Source organism: Ensifer sp. R1-3 (assembly GCF_056739175.1).
The window spans coordinates 214,209-231,459 of record NZ_CP096515.1; the positions used below are offsets into that span (position 1 = coordinate 214,209).

The 17,251-nt window shown below is 61.0% G+C and carries 14 protein-coding genes and 2 pseudogenes; 11 read left to right on the forward strand and 5 right to left on the reverse strand.

Annotated features, from left to right (window positions below; translation table 11 throughout):
• Positions 1–158: 158 nt before the first annotated feature.
• Positions 159–992 (reverse strand): extensin-like domain-containing protein, encoded by an 834-nt coding sequence (locus tag M1D43_RS01060; protein ID WP_192923406.1) that lies wholly within the window; start codon positions 990–992, stop codon positions 159–161.
• Between the two features lie 276 nt (positions 993–1,268).
• Here M1D43_RS01060 and M1D43_RS01065 point away from each other — a divergent pair, with 276 nt between their 5' ends.
• From M1D43_RS01065 to M1D43_RS01090, 6 genes and pseudogenes are all read left to right on the forward strand, one after another.
• On the forward strand, positions 1,269–3,476 hold the full coding sequence (locus M1D43_RS01065; RefSeq protein ID WP_153313317.1) for a TonB-dependent hemoglobin/transferrin/lactoferrin family receptor: 2,208 nt from the start codon (positions 1,269–1,271) through the stop codon (positions 3,474–3,476).
• A gap of 124 nt (positions 3,477–3,600) precedes the next feature.
• Entirely contained in the window at positions 3,601–3,645 is a 45-nt protein-coding gene (gene trpLE / locus M1D43_RS01070) for a trpE operon leader peptide TrpLE (RefSeq protein ID WP_178385068.1), read from the forward strand.
• Positions 3,646–3,759: 114 nt separating this feature from the next.
• Positions 3,760–5,949: an anthranilate synthase gene (locus M1D43_RS01075; protein WP_153313318.1), complete on the forward strand. Its 2,190-nt coding sequence runs from the start codon at positions 3,760–3,762 to the stop codon at positions 5,947–5,949.
• Between the two features lie 168 nt (positions 5,950–6,117).
• A complete protein-coding gene (locus M1D43_RS01080; protein WP_027992918.1) occupies positions 6,118–7,038 on the forward strand; it encodes a cation diffusion facilitator family transporter in 921 nt (306 codons plus the stop codon).
• Positions 7,035–7,499, forward strand: a complete 465-nt coding sequence (queF, locus tag M1D43_RS01085) for a preQ(1) synthase (RefSeq protein ID WP_010969898.1) — start codon at positions 7,035–7,037, stop codon at positions 7,497–7,499. The genes M1D43_RS01080 and queF overlap by 4 nt, the downstream gene beginning before the upstream one ends.
• 31 nt (positions 7,500–7,530) lie before the next feature.
• A pseudogene (locus M1D43_RS01090) lies at positions 7,531–8,348 on the forward strand (APH(3'') family aminoglycoside O-phosphotransferase).
• 27 nt (positions 8,349–8,375) lie between these two features.
• Here the strand turns inward: M1D43_RS01090 and M1D43_RS01095 are convergent.
• Complete coding sequence (locus tag M1D43_RS01095) at positions 8,376–8,864, reverse strand: GNAT family N-acetyltransferase (RefSeq protein WP_192923407.1); 489 nt, start codon at positions 8,862–8,864, stop codon at positions 8,376–8,378.
• The gene (locus tag M1D43_RS01100) at positions 8,861–9,439 is read right to left on the reverse strand and encodes a HupE/UreJ family protein (RefSeq protein ID WP_153313319.1); all 579 of its coding nucleotides are present in this window, start codon (positions 9,437–9,439) and stop codon (positions 8,861–8,863) included. Before M1D43_RS01100 ends, M1D43_RS01095 begins: the two co-directional genes overlap by 4 nt.
• A gap of 82 nt (positions 9,440–9,521) precedes the next feature.
• On the opposite strand from M1D43_RS01100, the pseudogene M1D43_RS01105 reads away from it, so the two are divergent.
• Positions 9,522–9,910 (forward strand): annotated as a pseudogene (locus M1D43_RS01105) (cation diffusion facilitator family transporter); the annotation flags it as partial.
• A 149-nt stretch (positions 9,911–10,059) separates the two neighbouring features.
• On the opposite strand, the gene M1D43_RS01110 reads toward M1D43_RS01105, so the two are convergent.
• Entirely contained in the window at positions 10,060–12,321 is a 2,262-nt protein-coding gene (locus M1D43_RS01110; RefSeq protein ID WP_153313320.1) for a TonB-dependent receptor family protein, read from the reverse strand.
• A 418-nt stretch (positions 12,322–12,739) separates the two neighbouring features.
• Between M1D43_RS01110 and M1D43_RS01115 the strand changes: the two genes are divergently transcribed.
• The 4 genes from M1D43_RS01115 (at position 12,740) to M1D43_RS01130 (ending at position 16,300) form a co-directional block, all read left to right on the forward strand.
• Positions 12,740–13,327 carry an ATP-dependent Clp protease proteolytic subunit gene (locus M1D43_RS01115; RefSeq protein WP_003534438.1) on the forward strand — a complete coding sequence of 196 codons (588 nt, stop codon included), beginning with the start codon at positions 12,740–12,742 and terminating at the stop codon, positions 13,325–13,327.
• A gap of 451 nt (positions 13,328–13,778) precedes the next feature.
• Complete coding sequence (gene leuA, locus M1D43_RS01120) at positions 13,779–15,488, forward strand: 2-isopropylmalate synthase (RefSeq protein WP_153313321.1); 1,710 nt, start codon at positions 13,779–13,781, stop codon at positions 15,486–15,488.
• Positions 15,489–15,623: 135 nt separating this feature from the next.
• Positions 15,624–15,875, forward strand: coding sequence for a type II toxin-antitoxin system VapB family antitoxin (locus tag M1D43_RS01125; protein ID WP_127609688.1), 252 nt, complete (start codon positions 15,624–15,626; stop codon positions 15,873–15,875).
• Complete coding sequence (locus M1D43_RS01130; RefSeq protein WP_003534446.1) at positions 15,872–16,300, forward strand: type II toxin-antitoxin system VapC family toxin; 429 nt, start codon at positions 15,872–15,874, stop codon at positions 16,298–16,300. The genes M1D43_RS01125 and M1D43_RS01130 overlap by 4 nt, the downstream gene beginning before the upstream one ends.
• A 122-nt stretch (positions 16,301–16,422) precedes the next feature.
• Here the strand turns inward: M1D43_RS01130 and M1D43_RS01135 are convergent, their stop codons facing one another.
• Positions 16,423–17,250 carry an anti-sigma factor family protein gene (locus M1D43_RS01135; RefSeq protein ID WP_153313323.1) on the reverse strand — a complete coding sequence of 276 codons (828 nt, stop codon included), beginning with the start codon at positions 17,248–17,250 and terminating at the stop codon, positions 16,423–16,425.
• Position 17,251 lies beyond the last annotated feature (1 nt).

The following is a 17,251-nucleotide window of genomic DNA, read 5'->3' on the forward strand; positions in this document are numbered from 1 at the left end:
AATCGATTTGCCGCAACAAAACAACCGCTTATTTGCTAAATGCGATTCCCCTGCCGCAGGCGGGGAGAGGGGACGAAGGAGGCGCCGCTTGTGTCCTTCTCCCCGTGAAAACGGGGAGAAGGTGGCCGGCAGGCCGGATGAGGGGCGGCCGCACCCCCTCAACGGCAATAGCGGTACCCGTTTTTCCGCTCGATGACATCCAGATGCAAGTGGTCTTCATGCGCCGCATCGCTGCCCGGATCGAGCACGGTCGTGAAATAAAGGCAGGCCGACGCCGTGACCGCCCGCTGGAATGCGCCGGTAAGGGTTCCGTCCTCGTCGCGGGGCTGGATCTCGACGGTCTTGCCGTCGCTGAGAGTGAACGAGGCGATGTCGACCGCGTTGCCGCGCGCATGTTCGGAGATCTTCCCGGTGTCTGCATTGTTCCTCAGGCGGCAGACATAGGTCGAGGCCTGGTTCAAGGCGGTAATGCGGGTCTCGGGGCTGAAGGCGCTGCTCGTGGCCGGGGCCGCCGTTTCCTTGGTCCAGCGGGCCAGCGCCAGCGCGGCTTCGCAGCGCATCACTCCCTCGGGCTTCAGGGTCACGCCCGGCAGGATCGCGCGGACCTCAATCGGCTTGTCGATGCCGCACCCCTTGCCGTCGTCGATGCGGTCTACTTCGGAAAAGCTGCTCCCGAGCGATTTGAGTTCGGAGAGACAGGACGCATATTCCTGCGGGTTTTCCTTTTCGATCGCCAGGACCGGCACGGCGTCGAGGGCGTCGTCCTTCCAGCCCGGGGGTAGATCCCCGTCGGCGCGAGCATCATTCCCCGTCCGACCATTGGACTTTTCCTCTGCATCGGCACCATTCGCCGGCGGCGTGGCGGGCTTGGGCGTCGGCGTCGGCTGATCATCGCCGCTCGAGGGTCGCGCCAAAGGCATCGGACCCCGTTCGGGCAGCGTTGCTCCCGAAACGAGAAACGCGACGATCAAAATTATCCCGGCGTGGCGCATGCAGGTCCTCTCCATCTCTCTGCGGCCCCAGTCGGCGAAACGCACGAAGGAACGATCCTGTTTCAAATTGTGCTGAAACTGAGGACGAGGGCGGTTCGCAGGCGATGGAGATGAAGATCGGACCCCTAGATTTATATTGACAATCACACTCATGTTTTCTTATGTGACGAAAATAAGGCGCAAATAGATCGCCTTGCCCGATTCCGCACTGCCCAGCCAGCCCTTGAGTTCGCCGCTCAACAGCAAGCCCGGCCAACACTTTCAAAGGACTGGTCCATGCTCAACCGGCATCATCGCCTGGCGCTTTTGGCTTGCACGGCATTCGTCACCCTAGCCGGAACAACATTTTCCTACGCCCAATCCACTGAAGGGCCAGCGGGAGCCGGCGAAAAGCAGGGGCGCGTGACGGTATTGAAGAAGCTCTCTGTCAAAGGAGGCGAGAAACAAGGCGTGGCCGATACGCCGCTCGCGGAACAAGTGACGGAGGAAGAGCTCGATAACAACCAGATTACGAGCTTCGAGGATCTGGGCAGGAGCCTCGAGCCGGGCGTGAACTTCAACCGGACCAGCGGGAGCGTCAATATACGCGGCCTGGAAGGGCCGCGCGTCCTCACGACTATTGACGGTATTTCCATCCCCTTCATCGATGATGGCGCGCGTGACGCCGACGGCGGCATCGACAGCTTCGATTTCTCTGCGCTTTCGACGATCGACATCGTCCGCGGCGCCGATTCCAGCCGCGCTGGCGGTGGCGCGCTGGGTGGCGCGGTGGTTCTCAACACGCTTGAGCCGGAAGATCTCATCGGCGAAGGCAAGACCTGGGGTGGAATCTTTAAATTCGCCTATGACGGCGAAGACGACAGCCTTGGTGGGTCCGCTGCCGTAGCTGCGCGCTACGACAACACCGCGGTCCTTTTCCAAGGCGGGTATAAAAAGGGCAATGAGCAAGAAAGCAACGGCGATGTCGGCGGCTATTCCACGACGCGCACGGAGGCCGACCCCGCCGACTACGACCAGAACAATCTCCTGTTCAAGGTCCGGCAATATACCGACAGCGGCCATACTTTCGGGTTTACGGCCGAGCGCTTCGACCGCGACAAGGATATCGACTTCTTGTCCGGCCAGAGCCTTACCGGCAATTACCGGCCGGGCGACTACGACAAACTGGACAACACCCGGCGCGAGCGTCTGTCGCTGGACTATGAATTCGAAGCCACCGATGACAACGCCTGGTTCGACAGTGCCTCGGCCACGGTCTATTGGCAGCGCCTGCTTCGTGAAAACGGTCTCGACGCCTTCCGCAGCACCTCGGTGATCGGCGACTATTCCCGACTCAACGAGGCGGAGGATGAAAGCTTCGGCGCAAGCGGCTACGTCGACAAGTACTTCGACATTGGCTCCCTCCAGCACAAAGTTACGCTCGGCGGCGAATTTGCCATCGGGAAGCTACACCAATATTCCTCGGGCGAGGATAGCTGCGACACGGCGCCGAGTCCTTCCTGCAACTTCCTGCACACAAACCAGTCGGACAGCCCCGACGTCGACAGCAGGAAGATCGGCATCTACCTGCAGGATCGCATCTCCATCGGTGACGGACCTTTCGCGCTGACGCCGGGTCTGCGCCTCGACTGGTACGACTACGAGCCTGAAAACACCGCAGCCTACATGCGCAACCCCAACTATGACGGATTGCCGCCAGGGCAGAGCGACCTGGCACTGTCGCCGAAGCTGCTTGCGACTTACCAGGCAACGGAAGACGTCGAACTTTTCGCGCAATGGGCAATGGCCTTCCGGCCGCCGACCGCCGAAGAACTATATCTGAACTATGGTGCGCCGGGCAGCTATCTGAGCATTGGCAATCCCGATCTCAAGCCCGAAACGAGCCATGGGTTTGAAATCGGCGCAAATCTCGGGGACGACGACTTCGGCGGCCGAGTCAGCGCATTCTACAACCGCTATAAGAACTTCATTGACGAACGCTTTTCTCGCGATCCGACCGGCACCTACCCGATCGGCATCACCGAGGCGATAAACCGTGCCAACGTCTCCATTCACGGGATCGAGGTGTCGGGCCACAAGGTCTTCACCAACGGTATCCATGTGCGCACCGCGCTCGCCTTCGCCTATGGCCGGGATTTGGACACGGACGAAGTGCTTGGCTCCGTTGCTCCGCTCAAGGGAGTCCTCGGCGTCGGCTACGCCACTGAGACTTGGGGAACCGATGTCATTCTGACGGCTGCGATGGACGTTTCCGACAAGTCGACCAACAACTTCAAGGCGCCGGGTTACGGTATCGTCGACGTGACCGGCTGGTGGGAACCGGAGCAGATGCCGGGTCTCCGGGTGAACGCGGGCATCTACAACGTCTTCGACAAGACCTATTGGGACGCGATCAACACGCAGCAGGACTCGTTTATTCAGCCCGCCGAGTACTATTCGGAGCCGGGTCGCACCTTTAAGATTTCGCTGACCCAGCGGTTCTGAAGATCGAACGACAACAGATGAGAGGGGCGGCCGCTGTGGCCGCCTTCTTTTTTCACAGAGCCTGATAAGCTCCGAGGTTTTTCCCGCTTGCGCGCCATCGCAAGCCGCGCTAACACTTCCGCCCATGGCAAACACGCAGAACATTTCGATCTGGTGGTGGGCTCGCTGAGGCGGCCTTGACCAGTCATGCGTGATTGAGAGATGGAGCCGCCCGGAGATTTCGAGGCGGCTTTTTTCGTATTCGGGCCGCGTGGAAAGACCGGGCTTTTACGGAGCGAGACGAATGGCAGCGGTAATTCTGGAAGACGGCGCGGAGAGTTATACCACGAAGGGTGGCATCGTCGTCACCCGCAGGCGGCGCGAGGCATCCTACAGCGACGCGATCGCCGGTTATGTCGACAGGCTGGACGAACGCCGCGGCGCGGTCTTTTCCTCGAACTACGAATATCCCGGCCGCTATACCCGCTGGGACACTGCGGTGGTCGACCCGCCGCTTGCCATCTCCTCCTTCGGTCGCTCGCTCTGGATCGAAGCCTATAACGAACGCGGCGAAGTGCTGCTGGCGCTGATCGCCGAGGATCTGAAGTCCGTTGCCGACATCACGCTCGGCTCGCTTGCCGCCCGCCGCCTCGACCTCACCATCAACGAGCCCGATCGTGTCTTCACCGAGGAAGAGCGGTCGAAGATGCCGACGGTCTTTACGGTTCTTCGCGCGGTGACGAACCTCTTCCACTCGGAGGAGGACTCGAACCTCGGCCTCTATGGCGCTTTCGGCTACGACCTCGCCTTCCAGTTCGATGCGATCGAACTGAAGCTTTCGCGTCCGGACGACCAGCGCGACATGGTTCTCTTTCTGCCGGACGAGATCCTTGTGGTCGATCACTATGCGGCCAAGGCCTGGATCGACCGCTACGATTTCGCCAGGGAGAACCTTTCGACCGAGGGCAAGGCAGCGGACATTGCTCCCGAGCCGTTCCGCAGCGTCGACAGCATCCCGCCGCACGGGGATCACCGCCCGGGCGAATATGCCGAGCTCGTCATCAAGGCGAAGGAAAGCTTCCGTCGCGGCGATCTGTTCGAGGTGGTGCCGGGGCAGAAATTCTACGAGCGCTGCGAAAGCCGCCCGTCCGAGATTTCCAACCGGCTGAAGGCGATCAATCCGTCGCCCTATTCCTTCTTCATCAATCTCGGCAACCAGGAATATCTCGTCGGTGCTTCGCCGGAGATGTTCGTGCGCGTTTCCGGCCGGCGCATCGAGACCTGCCCGATCTCCGGTACGATCAAGCGCGGCGACGATCCGATCGCCGACAGCGAGCAGATCCTGAAGCTCTTGAACTCGAAGAAGGACGAGTCCGAGCTCACCATGTGCTCGGACGTCGACCGCAACGACAAGAGCCGGGTCTGCGTGCCGGGCTCGGTCAAGGTGATCGGCCGGCGTCAGATCGAGATGTATTCGCGGCTGATCCACACGGTCGATCACATCGAGGGGCGCCTGCGCGACGATATGGACGCCTTCGACGGGTTCCTCAGCCACGCCTGGGCGGTGACCGTTACCGGCGCGCCGAAGCTCTGGGCCATGCGCTTCATCGAGAGCCACGAGAAGAGCCCGCGTGCCTGGTATGGCGGCGCGATCGGCATGGTCGGCTTCAACGGCGACATGAATACCGGGCTGACCTTGCGTACCATCCGCATCAAGGACGGGATCGCCGAGGTGAGGGCGGGTGCGACGCTCCTCTATGATTCCAATCCGGAAGAAGAAGAAGCCGAAACCGAACTGAAGGCCTCTGCCATGATTGCAGCCATCCGCGACGCGAAATCCGCAAACAGCGCCAAGTCAGCGCGCGATGTCGCCGCCGTCGGCGCCGGAGTCAGCATCCTGCTCGTCGATCACGAGGACAGCTTCGTCCATACCCTGGCGAACTACTTCCGCCAGACCGGCGCGTCCGTCACCACCGTGCGCACGCCGGTGGCCGAGGAAATCTTCGACCGGGTCAAGCCGGACCTCGTCGTGCTTTCGCCCGGTCCCGGCACCCCGAAGGACTTCGACTGCAAGGCGACGATCAAGAAGGCGCGGGCGCGGGACCTGCCGATCTTCGGCGTCTGCCTGGGGCTGCAGGCGCTCGCGGAGGCCTATGGCGGCGACCTTCGTCAACTGGCGATCCCGATGCATGGGAAGCCCTCGCGCATCCGTGTGCTCGAACCCGGCATCGTCTTCTCCGGCCTCGGCAAGGAGGTGACGGTCGGGCGCTATCATTCGATTTTCGCCGATCCGTCCAATCTGCCGCGCGATTTCGTGATCACGGCCGAAAGCGAAGATGGTACGATCATGGGCATCGAACACAGCAAGGAGCCGGTGGCGGCCGTGCAGTTCCATCCGGAATCGATCATGACGCTCGGCGGCGACGCCGGCATGCGGATGATCGAGAACGTGGTTGCCCATCTCGCCAAGCGGGCGAAGACCAAGGCAGCCTGACCTCCTGCGCGTCGGCTGGACCGGCTCGAGGCATTCGACCGTTTGACAAGCGGCCCGTGATCGCCCATATGGCGCCCATGATCCGCCTGCGCGAAAACCCGCGCGGGCGGTTTTGCATTTGAATGGCCTTGCATCTGCAACTCGTTTGCATCTGCAGGAGGAATGAAGATGACCGGAACCGACAATAGAACCATCCTGCGACTCGCCTTCTGGGGCATCCCCCTGTCGCTGGGCGTGATGGGCCTTAAGATGCTCGCCTGGTGGGTGACGGGCTCGGTGGCGCTCCTGTCCGACGGGCTGGAATCTTCCGTCAACGTGGTCGCCGCGGTGATCGCCTATGCGATGATCGGCTATGCGGCAAAGCCGGCCGATGCCGACCACCCCTTCGGGCATCACAAGGCGGAATACTTCTCCGCAGTCATCGAAGGCGTGCTGATCGTCCTGGCGGCGTTGCTGATCATCTGGGAGGCCATTCCCGAAATGATGGCACCGGTGCTTCTGAATGCACCGACGCTCGGCCTCGCAATCAACTTCGCTGCCGGCGTCGTCAATGCGATCTGGGCCTATGTGCTCATCCGCGCGGGCAGCCGCCATCGCTCGCCGGCACTGAGTGCGGACGGCCAACACATTCTCTCGGATGTCGTGACCTCCGTGGGCGTGCTCGTCGGCCTTCTTCTTGCCATCGCCACGGGCTACGCGATCCTCGATCCGCTGCTCGCCGTAATTGTCGCGGGCAATATCCTGTTCCAGGGCTGGAAAGTGATTTCGCGTTCGGTCGACGGGCTGATGGACAAGGCGGTGCCTGCGGACGAGGAGGAGGCGATCAAGGCGGCGATCGCGGCCAATGCCGGCGGCTCTCTCGGGGTCCACGACCTGAAGACGCGTCAGGCGGGCCCGGCGATCTTCGTGGATTTTCACATGGTCGTGCCGGAGGCGATGGCGGTCGGTGACGCGCACGACATCTGCGACCGGATCGAGGATGCGATTCGCGTCGTACATCCGGGCGCGGGGATCGCCATTCACGTCGAACCGGAAGGCGAAAAGGCGCACGGGGTGCGCGTCAAAGTTAGTGGAGCATCACGGAAATGACCAAGACTGACGTATCGGGACTTTCACAACTGGGGGCAAAGGTCGATCTGCCCCAAAGCCCGGAAGAGGCGGTGCTCGAAAGAGTGCCGAGCGGGCATGGCGGCACGGATTTCGTCGTCCGCTTTACGGCGCCCGAGTTCACCTCGCTTTGCCCGATGACCGGGCAGCCCGATTTCGCCCACATCGTCATCGACTATGTGCCTGACGGCTGGCTGGTGGAGTCGAAATCGCTCAAGCTGTTCCTGCATTCGTTCCGCAACCACGGCGCTTTCCACGAGGATTGCACGATCGAGATCGCCAAGCGCCTGGTTTCGCTTCTTTCTCCGAAGTGGCTCCGGATCGGCGCCTACTGGTATCCCCGCGGCGGCATCCCGATCGACGTTTTCTGGCAGACGGGAAACCCGCCGGAGGGCGTCTGGCTGCCGGATCAGGGCGTGCCGACCTATCGCGGACGGGGATGATGGCGTCTGCGCATTTGCAATGGCGGGCTTCATGAGCAGGCGCCACGCCGGTGACGAAATTCTGCTTCCGAAACTGCCCACGGGTCGGGAATGGACGCCGGTTCGTCACGGCGAATCCGGTGACCGCGTCGTCGCAGCGACGGCGGCGCCTATGCGAAGATTGCGAGCGGCAAGGCCGCAGCACTGCTCGAGGGGGAGCGCGATCGTGTCGCCTGGCTGGCGCCGTTCCGCCTGGGCTCGCCCTCCGTCTGCGAGTGGATCGCGGCAGAGAATGAAGCATGCCTCGTCATCAGCGCGCTGCCGGGTGTGCCGGCAAGCGAGCTCTCCGCGGTCGATCTCAAGAAAGCCTGGCCGTCGATCCTGCGGCAATTGAAGCTGCTGCATGAATTGCCGACGGAAGCCTGCCCTTTCGGGCGGCGGCTCGCGTCGATGTTGGACCGGGCTGCGGATGTCGTCCGGCGCGATGCCGTCAATCCGGATTTCCTGGCCCCGGAGGATCAGAACACTCCGCCGGGCGAACTGCTCGACGCTCTGCGGGCCGAACTGCCGAGGCACCTGATCGACGAGTCTTCCGATCTCGTAATCTGTCATGGCGACGCATGCCTGCCGAACTTCATGGTCGATCCGGATACACACCGCTGCACGGGCGTGATCGACCTGGGTCGGCTCGGAACGGCGGATCGATACGTTGATTTTTCGCTTCTGCTTGGCAATGCTCGCGAAAGCTGGACCGGAGAAGCCGATGCGGAGACCGCGCGGGACTGCCTCTTCGACATTCACGGGATCTCGGCACCGGACGAAGACCGTCTCACTTTCTATCTTCGGCTGGATCCGCTGACCTGGGGATGAGCCGCCTGCCGCTTCAGACGGATTGACCTATTGATCAAGCCGAAGTGCTTTTGACAGGCCGATCTTTTCCAGTTCGGTCTGGAGTATCGGGTCGAAAGCGACCTTCCTCCAAAGCACTCGGTAGCCGAGATGCCGGTAGAGCTGAAGCGCCCGCTCGTTCCGGGCCGCCACCTGGATTGCGGCTTGCCCGTATCCACGCTCGGCGATTTGCGCTTCGAGCGCCTTTATGAGGCCCGATCCGGCGCCCCGTCCTTCGAAGGCGGGAGCCACCCAGATATCGCTGATGACGTCGTCATCGTGTTCGCGGGCGCCGAGACCGGCAGGTTCTCCGTCGACTTCAGCGACGAGAATGCGAGGCCCCAGTTCCCGCACGAACGGCAGGAACGGGTTCTTCTGTTCGGTGGCCGCTGCAACATGTGCCGGCACAAGCGGCTTTATGCCTTTGCGCCAGGCTGCAAGGCCGATTTGAGCGAGAACGTCCGCCTCCTGCGGCAGCGCACAGCGAACCAGCATCATCCGAAAATCAAGACCATACCCGCTATGGCCGTTATTCCGCCGACAACACGAGTGACGACGCCGCGGTCCGCAAGCCGCGCGAGCTCCATGCCGAGACCGATGCCGGCAATGTGCAGGAGAACGGTCGAGATCACGAAGCCTGCTGCAAACGACCAGGTGCCGGCCATTCCCAATTCTCCGCCGTGGGCATGGCCATGGAAGAGCGCGAAGACAGAGACGACGGCTGCAGCCGTTGTCGCGTCGAGCCGGACGGCCACTGCGACGACCAGACCGAGCGCCACGACGGAGGCGAGGATGGCCGGTTCGACAAAGGGCAGGGGAGCGCCCGCCCGGGCGAGGACGAAGCCGAGCACCATCGTTGCGACAAAGGCAGCCGGCACGCTCCACAGCGCCCTGCCGCCGATCTGGGCCGCCCAAAGGCCGACAGCGATCATCGCAAGGATGTGGTCGGCTCCGAACAGCGGATGGGAAAGGCCCGCCATCAGCGACCCGTGTTCGGCTGGATCGAGATGGGCGAAGGCCGGTGCGGAGGAGCCGGCGAAGAGCGCGGCTGCGAGAAGGACGGATTTCTTCATTCTGGGCCCCCATACAGACATTGATGACCCGCTGATCTTATTGGGCTCCTGTCGGCTGTCCATACGTCATTTGGCGGGCCCTGTGCTGGTCGGCCTTCTTCTTGCCATCGGCACGGGCTACGCGATCCTCGATCCCTTGGTTGCGGTGATCGTCGCCGGCAATATTCTCCTTCAGGGCTGGAAGGTCATTCGCTTTCGGTCGACGGTCCGATGGACAAGGCGGTGCAGGCGGACGAGGAGGAGGCGATCAAAGCGGCGATCGCGGCCAATGCCGGCGGGTCGCTCGGGGTCCACGACCTGAAGACGCGGCAGGCGGGCCCGTCGACCTTCGTGGATTTTCACATGGCCGTGCCGGAGGCGATGGCGGTCGGTGACGCGCACGATATTTGCGACCGGATCGAGGACGCGATCCGCGCGGTCCACCCGGACGCGAGGATCGCCATTTTGTCGCGAGGTAGGAACCTTTTGTGATTGCTTGCTGGGCGTCCGCCCATTTTGCACGCCGGACGGTATCTTTGAAGGAGAGGTTTGCGAGAACGCGGGACGATTTCCGACGGCAGACGAACATGGATGGCCATCCCGGCTGCCGTCGTCGTTATGGTCTCGGCCTGACGGTTCTATCAGAACCGCGAGCGTATGCCCGCCATAACAGTCAGCGGCGCCCCGGGACGCGCGCCGGATGGGGAAAAGCCGGCATTATAGGTTTTGTTGAACAGGTTCTGGGCCACCCCGTACAGTTTCATATTCGGGCTTAGATCGACTTCAGCCGAGAGGTCCACCAGTATGCGGCTATCGACCCGATCCGATTCGGCAACCGGACCGCTTCCGGCCGTAGCCCGTGCGACATCCACCCAGTTGATCAGCGTATTCAACCGCGCCCGTTCCATTTCCAGGCCGACGCCCAGCGTTATCTGGTTCTGCGGGGTATAGGGCAGCTCGTCGCCCGCCGTTACTTCGCCCCATAGGTCATAGTCGCTCTCGAAACTCGACCGGAACCTGGCGTTCGTGTAGGTGTAGGCAAGCGTTACCGGAACCTGGAAGCCGTTGCTATCGATACTGCCGAATGTGCGGCCAACGGTCAATTCGATGCCTTTGACGCTGACCTCGCCGCCCTCGAACTGATCACCAATGGTGCAATTGCCTCCGGTGGATGCGGTGCAGGTTCCAAGCAGGTTCGAGTAGCTGTTGATGAAGCCTATGGCGCCGGCGCGCCAGCCGTCGGAATCATACTTCACGCCGGATTCGTAGTTCCATGAAGTCTCGGGATTCACGTCCGATCCCGGAGCGGGGCTGGCAAAGCCGCGATGGACACCGGCCACCAGCAGAACCTCGTCGGTGGCGCTCCAGGTTGCCGACAGACCGGGGATGAACACATCGACATAGGACTGTTTTGCAGTGGTCGGCCCGTTGCGGCCGGGGTCGGCGCTCCCCCAGTTCGTCTGGTCCAGATTGATCGATTCATAGCGCAGGCCGGGAACGAAGGTGAACGGTCCGGCTTCGATCGTGTCGCGCGCGAAGAAAGCCCATGCCTTGGCTTCATTCAGGCGGTTGGACTGGCTGCCCGGCGCGCCCGCGGAGGTCAGGATCATGCGCCCATTGACCATCTGGTAGCGATCGTCCTGCTGGAAGCGGTCTTCCTCGTCCTGATGATAGCGCGCGGACAATTCGAGTTCGTGGCTGAGTTCGCCGGTATCGAAATTCGTGGTCAGCACGCTTTGAATGCCGGTCGCCTGATAGGCGCGGGCGTTGTTGCGCACACGCAATGCCCCCGCTCGGCCGGTATATCCGTCCGCACCGACGATATCGGCCATCTGCGTCGAATACGTATCGGGGTCCGCCAGGATGTTGCTGAGGGATACCCAGCCGGTATCGGAGTCGTTACGGACATCGTTGAGCTTGTACCAGGCCCGCGTGGTATCGGTACGGTAGACGGTCGTCGTCAGGTTGATGTCGGGTGTGATCTCGTAACTGTGGCTGAATTGATAGATATTATGCGCGGCGTCGATCACGTCCTTCTGACTGGCGTTATAGCGCCTGAAAGGCGTGTCCTTGAAATCGTCCAGGGTCAGGCCGAGATAGGTCTCATTGCTGGTTTCATCGTAGTTTTGATACTTGAACTCGAAATTCTGCGTTCCATCGGCCGTGCGAAAGCCCAGCTTGCCGCCCCAATCGGTGAGATCGAATCCGGTATCGCCGCCGCGATCGATATCCTTGAAGCCATCCGATTTATCGTAAAGCCCTTCGATGAGTCCGCCGATCTCGAACGCGTCGCCCAGCGGCGCCCAACCTCCGGTCCAGGCGTGGACACGTCGGCCGCCATAGCTGCCACCGAGAATGTCCGCCTTTCCGGTCAGCGTTCCGATATCGGAATCGGGAATAGGGGTCGAGAAAAGATTGATCGCGCCGCCAACGGTCATCGGACCGTATTTTATTGCTGCCGGTCCCTTGGCCACCTCTACCCCCGACATGCGCGCCATCTTGGGAAAATAATAGGCCGCAGGCGCCGCATAGGGTGCCGGCGCGATCAGGATGCCGTCTTCCATGACCGTTATGCGGGCATTGCGGTCTGTACCCGAACCACGGATGCCTATGTTGGGCCTAAGGCCGAACCCCTCTTCCTCTTGAAGATAAACACCCGGAATCTGCCGCAATACCCGATTGGGGTCGCTATAGGAAAAGCGCTCCATATCCGCCAGGTCCAGCCGCTGGACCGAACCGCCGATCGCGAATGCGTCGGATTTGTCCGCGGTGACGATAATAGGAGCGAGCAAAGTTCTGTTTTCTTTGGGAGCTTCTTGCGCTTGCACAAGTATAGGCATGCTCCAAAAGCCGGCACCAACTACAATTGCCAGGCGACTCGCGCTTGATCTCCATAGAATCATTCTAAATTTCCCCTCTGCCCCCAGAGTTGCCAGTTCAAAACTTCTAATATGAAATTATTCTATACCTAACAAGTCAAGATTTTACGTAGATCGTACGAATTATCGCGTGACAAAACCAAACTGGTATGCGTTAGTGATTCGAGAAAGGAGGTTATGTCCATATAAGTTCACAATAGTACTTATAAATTGCTAAGCAACGACCGTATAATACTATAAACATTACTAAATATTGGAATATAATTTCAAATAGAATATAAATTATACTAATTCCATCTAAAGATGCGAATTTCTGGATTCGGGTTGTTGGAGATCAGGCAAGCCGTTGCAACGTATCGTCACGGCGCGGCGGTGGTTCGCATTGTTTTCGCCGTCGAGTCGCATTATCTGGTTGGAAGACATTTCATGAGGAGTCCGAAGAATGCGGAACGACGACGACCAGGAAGAAAAGAAGACCGAATTGCCCTTGGGCAAGGAGACGGAGGCGAACCTTTTCAAGTCGCGTTCGATTTTCATTTACGGAACGATCACCCAGGAATTGGCGCAGAAGGTCTGCTCGCAGCTCGTGGCGCTCGCCGCGGCCAGCGACGACGATATCCGCCTATTCGTCAACTCGCCGGGCGGCCATGTCGAATCCGGCGACAGCATCCACGACATGATCAAGTTCGTGAAGCCGAAGGTCTGGACCATCGGCACAGGCTGGGTCGCGTCCGCCGGCGCGCTCATCTATGTCGCCGCGCCGAAGGAGCAGCGCCTGTGCCTGCCGAACACCCGCTTCCTGTTGCACCAACCCTCGGGCGGCACGCGCGGCATGGCTTCCGACATCGAGATCCAGGCGCGCGAGATCATCAAGATGAACGAGCGTCTGAACCGGATCTTCTCCGAAGCGACCGGACAGCCGGTCGACAAGATCGCCAAGGACACGGATCGCGATTACTGGCTCGGTGCGGAAGAGGCGAAGGCCTACGGTCTCGTTTCGCGCATCGTCACCTCCATCGCGGAGATTTAGTCCGGGCGGCCCCTCATCCGCCTGCCGGCACCTTCTCCCCGCAAGCGGGGCGAAGGGACTCGTGGTGCCGCTTCAGTTTCCTCGCGGGGAGAGGACTAGTCCGAGTTAAACCCCAGGAGAGGGCGCTCTTGCTCCCTCTCGCCAAGGCGTGTATAGGCTTTTCCATGACTCAGGCTGACGCACATAAGATCGCAGCGATCTTTTCGGGACACGATGCCAATCGTGCTCCTGCGCGCGCCTTCGCCTCCCTTCTTCTTCTCGGCCTTATCCGCGGTTGCCGGGTTCGCTGAGGAGCGCCCGGCGGCCGAAAAGCCTTGCCGGCACCTGCTCCTCGAAATCCAGAAAAGCTGAACCAAATCGCGCGGCCCCCGCGGCATCGCCATCGCAATGTCCTGAATGATTGGCTATTGCATGCGGCAGGCTACGCTCAAGTGACGAAGAGAAGCTGCACATGATTTTGAAATCGCATTCCATCAAGACCGGCATGCCCGAGGCGGCTGTGAAATATCAGCCCTATCCGCAGATCGCGCTGCCGGATCGCACGTGGCCGTCAAAGGCGATCACCGAGGCGCCTATCTGGTGTTCCGTGGATCTGCGCGACGGCAACCAGGCGCTCGTCGATCCGATGGGTCACGACCGGAAGGCGCGCATGTTCCACCTCCTCCTGGACATGGGCTTCAAGGAGATCGAGATCGGCTTCCCCTCCGCGTCGCAGACGGATTTCGATTTCGCCCGCTGGTGCGTCGAGGAAGGCAACGTTTCCGAAGACGTGTCCCTGCAGGTGCTGGTCCAGTGCCGGCCGGAATTGATCGCGCGGACCTTCGAGGCGCTTGAAGGTGCGCACCGGCCGATCGTACATTTCTACAATTCGACGAGCGAGCTGCAGCGCCGCGTCGTCTTCGGCAAGGACGTGGCCGGCATCAAGCAGATCGCGACCGACGCCGCCAAGATGATCACCGACATGGCCGCGAAAGCGGGCGGCGGTTATCGCTTCGAATACTCGCCGGAAAGCTTCACCGGCACCGAACTCGAAGTGGCATTGGAGATTTGCAACGCCGTGATCGAGATCGTCCGGCCGACGGCGGACAACAAGCTCATCGTCAACCTGCCCTCGACCGTGGAGATGGCGACGCCGAACATCTATGCCGACCAGATCGAATGGATGTGCCGCAATCTCGACAATCGCGAGAACCTGATCGTCTCGCTGCATCCGCACAACGATCGCGGCACCGGCATTGCCGCCACCGAGCTGGGGCTGATGGCGGGCGCCGACCGTGTCGAGGGGACGCTCTTCGGCAATGGCGAGCGCACCGGCAACGTCGATGTGGTGACGCTGGCGCTCAACATGTTCACGCAGGGCGTCGATCCCAAGCTCGACTGCTCGGACATCGAGCGGATCAAGGAAGTCTACGAATATTCCAACCAGATGGTCATTCCGGAACGCCACCCCTATGTAGGCGAACTGGTCTACACGGCCTTCTCCGGCTCGCATCAGGATGCCATCAACAAGGGCATGAAGGCGATCAAACAGGCGAACAAGCCGACCTGGGAGGTACCCTATCTGCCGATCGATCCGCGCGATGTCGGACGCAGCTACGAAGCGATCATCCGCATCAACTCGCAATCGGGCAAGGGCGGTATCGCCTATATCCTGCAGGAGGACTACGGTATCAATCTGCCGCGCAATCTGCAGATCGAGTTCCGTGAGGAAGTCCAGCGCATTACCGACGAGGAAGGTAAGGAGCTGCCCTCGAAGCGCATCCATCAGCGCTTCATCGAAAGCTATGTCGAGCAGCCGGGCGCGCGCATCAAGTTCGTCGACCATCACACCTACCCGGCAGGCGAGCACAAGGGCCTGCGCGTCGTTGCCGCCGAAATCACGGATGGCGGCGAGACCAGGCAGATCGAGGGCAAGGGCACGGGCCCGATCGACGGCTTCATCAATGCGCTGTCGATCTATCTCGGCATTGAACTCTCGGTGGCGGATTACTCCGAGCATTCGCTGCAGCATGGTTCGAACGCCGCTGCGATCGCCTATGTCGAGGTCGAGTATCCGGGCGGCAAGCTCTTCGGCGTCGGCATCAACACCAATATCGTGGCCGCCTCACTGGAGGCGATCGTCTCGGCTGCCAACCGCGTGCTGGACGTGACGGGGAAGTGACGCACTTGTCCTCGTGAGGGCCCCTTGCCCTGACCCTCTCTCCGCGTGCGGGAGAGGGGGAGCGCCCATTGAGCCGATTTCTATAGGTGGGCTATCCGTTTCGGTATATAAGGATATCCGCGAAAGGATATCCTTATGGCTCTCTACATCAAAGATCCCACCGTGGACCGAATGGCGGAAAAACTTCAAGAACGCCTAGGTGTCCGCACAAAAACAGATGCTGTCCGCATTGCTCTTCAACACGAACTGGATCGTGTGGAAGACGAAATTCCGTTGCGCGAAAAGCTGGCCGCGTTGCGGCAACAGGCGCGCGACCGGCTAGGCCCGCCCGTTCACGGGGTTGATATGAAAAAGCTTATGGATGAGCTTTGGGAGGAGGGCGAGTGAGCTTCGTCGACGCCTCCGTCATCGTTGCGATATTGAACGAGGAACCCGGCTTTGAGGAATTGGAAAAGCGCCTGAGCGACGCGGACGGGAAGCTCTGCGTTTCGCCGCTCGTGCGTTTCGAGGCGGTCGCCGCTCTCACGAGACTGCGCATCATCGCCACCAAGGGCAAAGCAGATCGCAGCGATTTGATTGGCGAAGCCCGTGAGTTGGTCGACAGCTTCATTCAGGCGCTCAGTGCAAGCGAGGTCACGATCGATTCCCACACGGGCGTTCGCGCCCTCGATGCGATGGCCCGCTACGGGAAAGTCGCGGGCCACCCGGCGGCCCTAAATCTCGGTGATTGTTTCGCCTATGCGGCCGCGAAGGAGTCTGGGCTGACCCTGATCTACAAGGGGAATGATTTCTCGCAAACCGACCTGGGTTAGAGCACTTCCGCCTTTCTCCGAAAAGCGGAAATGCTTCCAACATTGACTCATATGCGATAGCCCTGCCTCCTATGGGCAGAAGGTCGCGGCGGCTCGGGGCAGTTCCTCGGTGTTGATCAGTCTCAAATATTCGCCGCCACCGTTTCGGCAAGGTCCTGCAGAGCGGGATCGGATGACGGTCCGATCATCACGAATGAGACGCCTTCGCGTTCCCAGGAGACCAAGCCGAGGTCGCCGCGGATGGTCTCGCTGAATTCGTCGGATTGCTGTCCATCGCCTTGCTTGAGAAAGCAGATGGTGAAAACTTCTGCCTCGCGGTCACGATAGACGAGCTGGGCGACCGGTCTTCCGTTGGCGGCGAGGAGCCTCGCGCCTTCGAAGGACAATCCCTTGCGGTCGAGGTTGGGGACAGTGAAGCTCACGCCGACGCTTGCGGCAAGCCAGGTCTCGATCTCTGCCGCCTGCGTTCCCGGCACCTCGACCAGATGCTCCTTCTGGCGCGAAAAGATGCGGTGAGATCCGACGATATCGTCGATCCAGGGGCGGTCATCGGCCTGGTTCATCGGCTCGGCGAAATCCGTGGCGCTGCCGAGAATGAAGCCGGCGGCTCCGCCGAGCAGGAAAAGGGCGGTGGAAGCGGCGAGGATGCGCGGCCAGATGCGGGCGCTTCGCCTTGGAAGACTGGCCGTCGTTACCCGCTCCGACTTCGGGTTGATGCCGGGGCCTTGCTTTATCTGGCGTACCAGCGCCAGCGGCACCGGATCATGGAGGAAGTTTTCGAAAGCCCCGTTGCCGTAGGCGCTGCCCGACTTGAGCTTTTCGAGCAATGCCCTTGCCTCGTCGTCGCGTGCGAGAAGAGCGTCAAGTTCGGATTTTTCGCTTTCTGCGAGTTCGCCGTCGATATAGGCGGACAACCGCACCTCGAGCGCTAGCCCCTTCGTTTGCAGCAAC

Excerpts from the sequence above, each read along its gene's own strand:
- queF (WP_010969898.1), top strand. The coding sequence starts at position 7,035 with ATGACCAAGACTGACGTATCGGGACTTTCACAACTGGGGGCAAAGGTC.
- M1D43_RS01110 (WP_153313320.1), bottom strand. The coding sequence starts at position 12,321 with ATGATTCTATGGAGATCAAGCGCGAGTCGCCTGGCAATTGTAGTTGGT.
- leuA (WP_153313321.1), top strand. The coding sequence starts at position 13,779 with ATGATTTTGAAATCGCATTCCATCAAGACCGGCATGCCCGAGGCGGCT.
- M1D43_RS01095 (WP_192923407.1), bottom strand. The coding sequence starts at position 8,864 with ATGATGCTGGTTCGCTGTGCGCTGCCGCAGGAGGCGGACGTTCTCGCT.
- M1D43_RS01100 (WP_153313319.1), bottom strand. The coding sequence starts at position 9,439 with ATGAAGAAATCCGTCCTTCTCGCAGCCGCGCTCTTCGCCGGCTCCTCC.
- M1D43_RS01080 (WP_027992918.1), top strand. The coding sequence starts at position 6,118 with ATGACCGGAACCGACAATAGAACCATCCTGCGACTCGCCTTCTGGGGC.
- M1D43_RS01065 (WP_153313317.1), top strand. The coding sequence starts at position 1,269 with ATGCTCAACCGGCATCATCGCCTGGCGCTTTTGGCTTGCACGGCATTC.
- M1D43_RS01115 (WP_003534438.1), top strand. The coding sequence starts at position 12,740 with ATGCGGAACGACGACGACCAGGAAGAAAAGAAGACCGAATTGCCCTTG.
- M1D43_RS01060 (WP_192923406.1), bottom strand. The coding sequence starts at position 992 with ATGCGCCACGCCGGGATAATTTTGATCGTCGCGTTTCTCGTTTCGGGA.
- M1D43_RS01075 (WP_153313318.1), top strand. The coding sequence starts at position 3,760 with ATGGCAGCGGTAATTCTGGAAGACGGCGCGGAGAGTTATACCACGAAG.
- M1D43_RS01125 (WP_127609688.1), top strand. The coding sequence starts at position 15,624 with ATGGCTCTCTACATCAAAGATCCCACCGTGGACCGAATGGCGGAAAAA.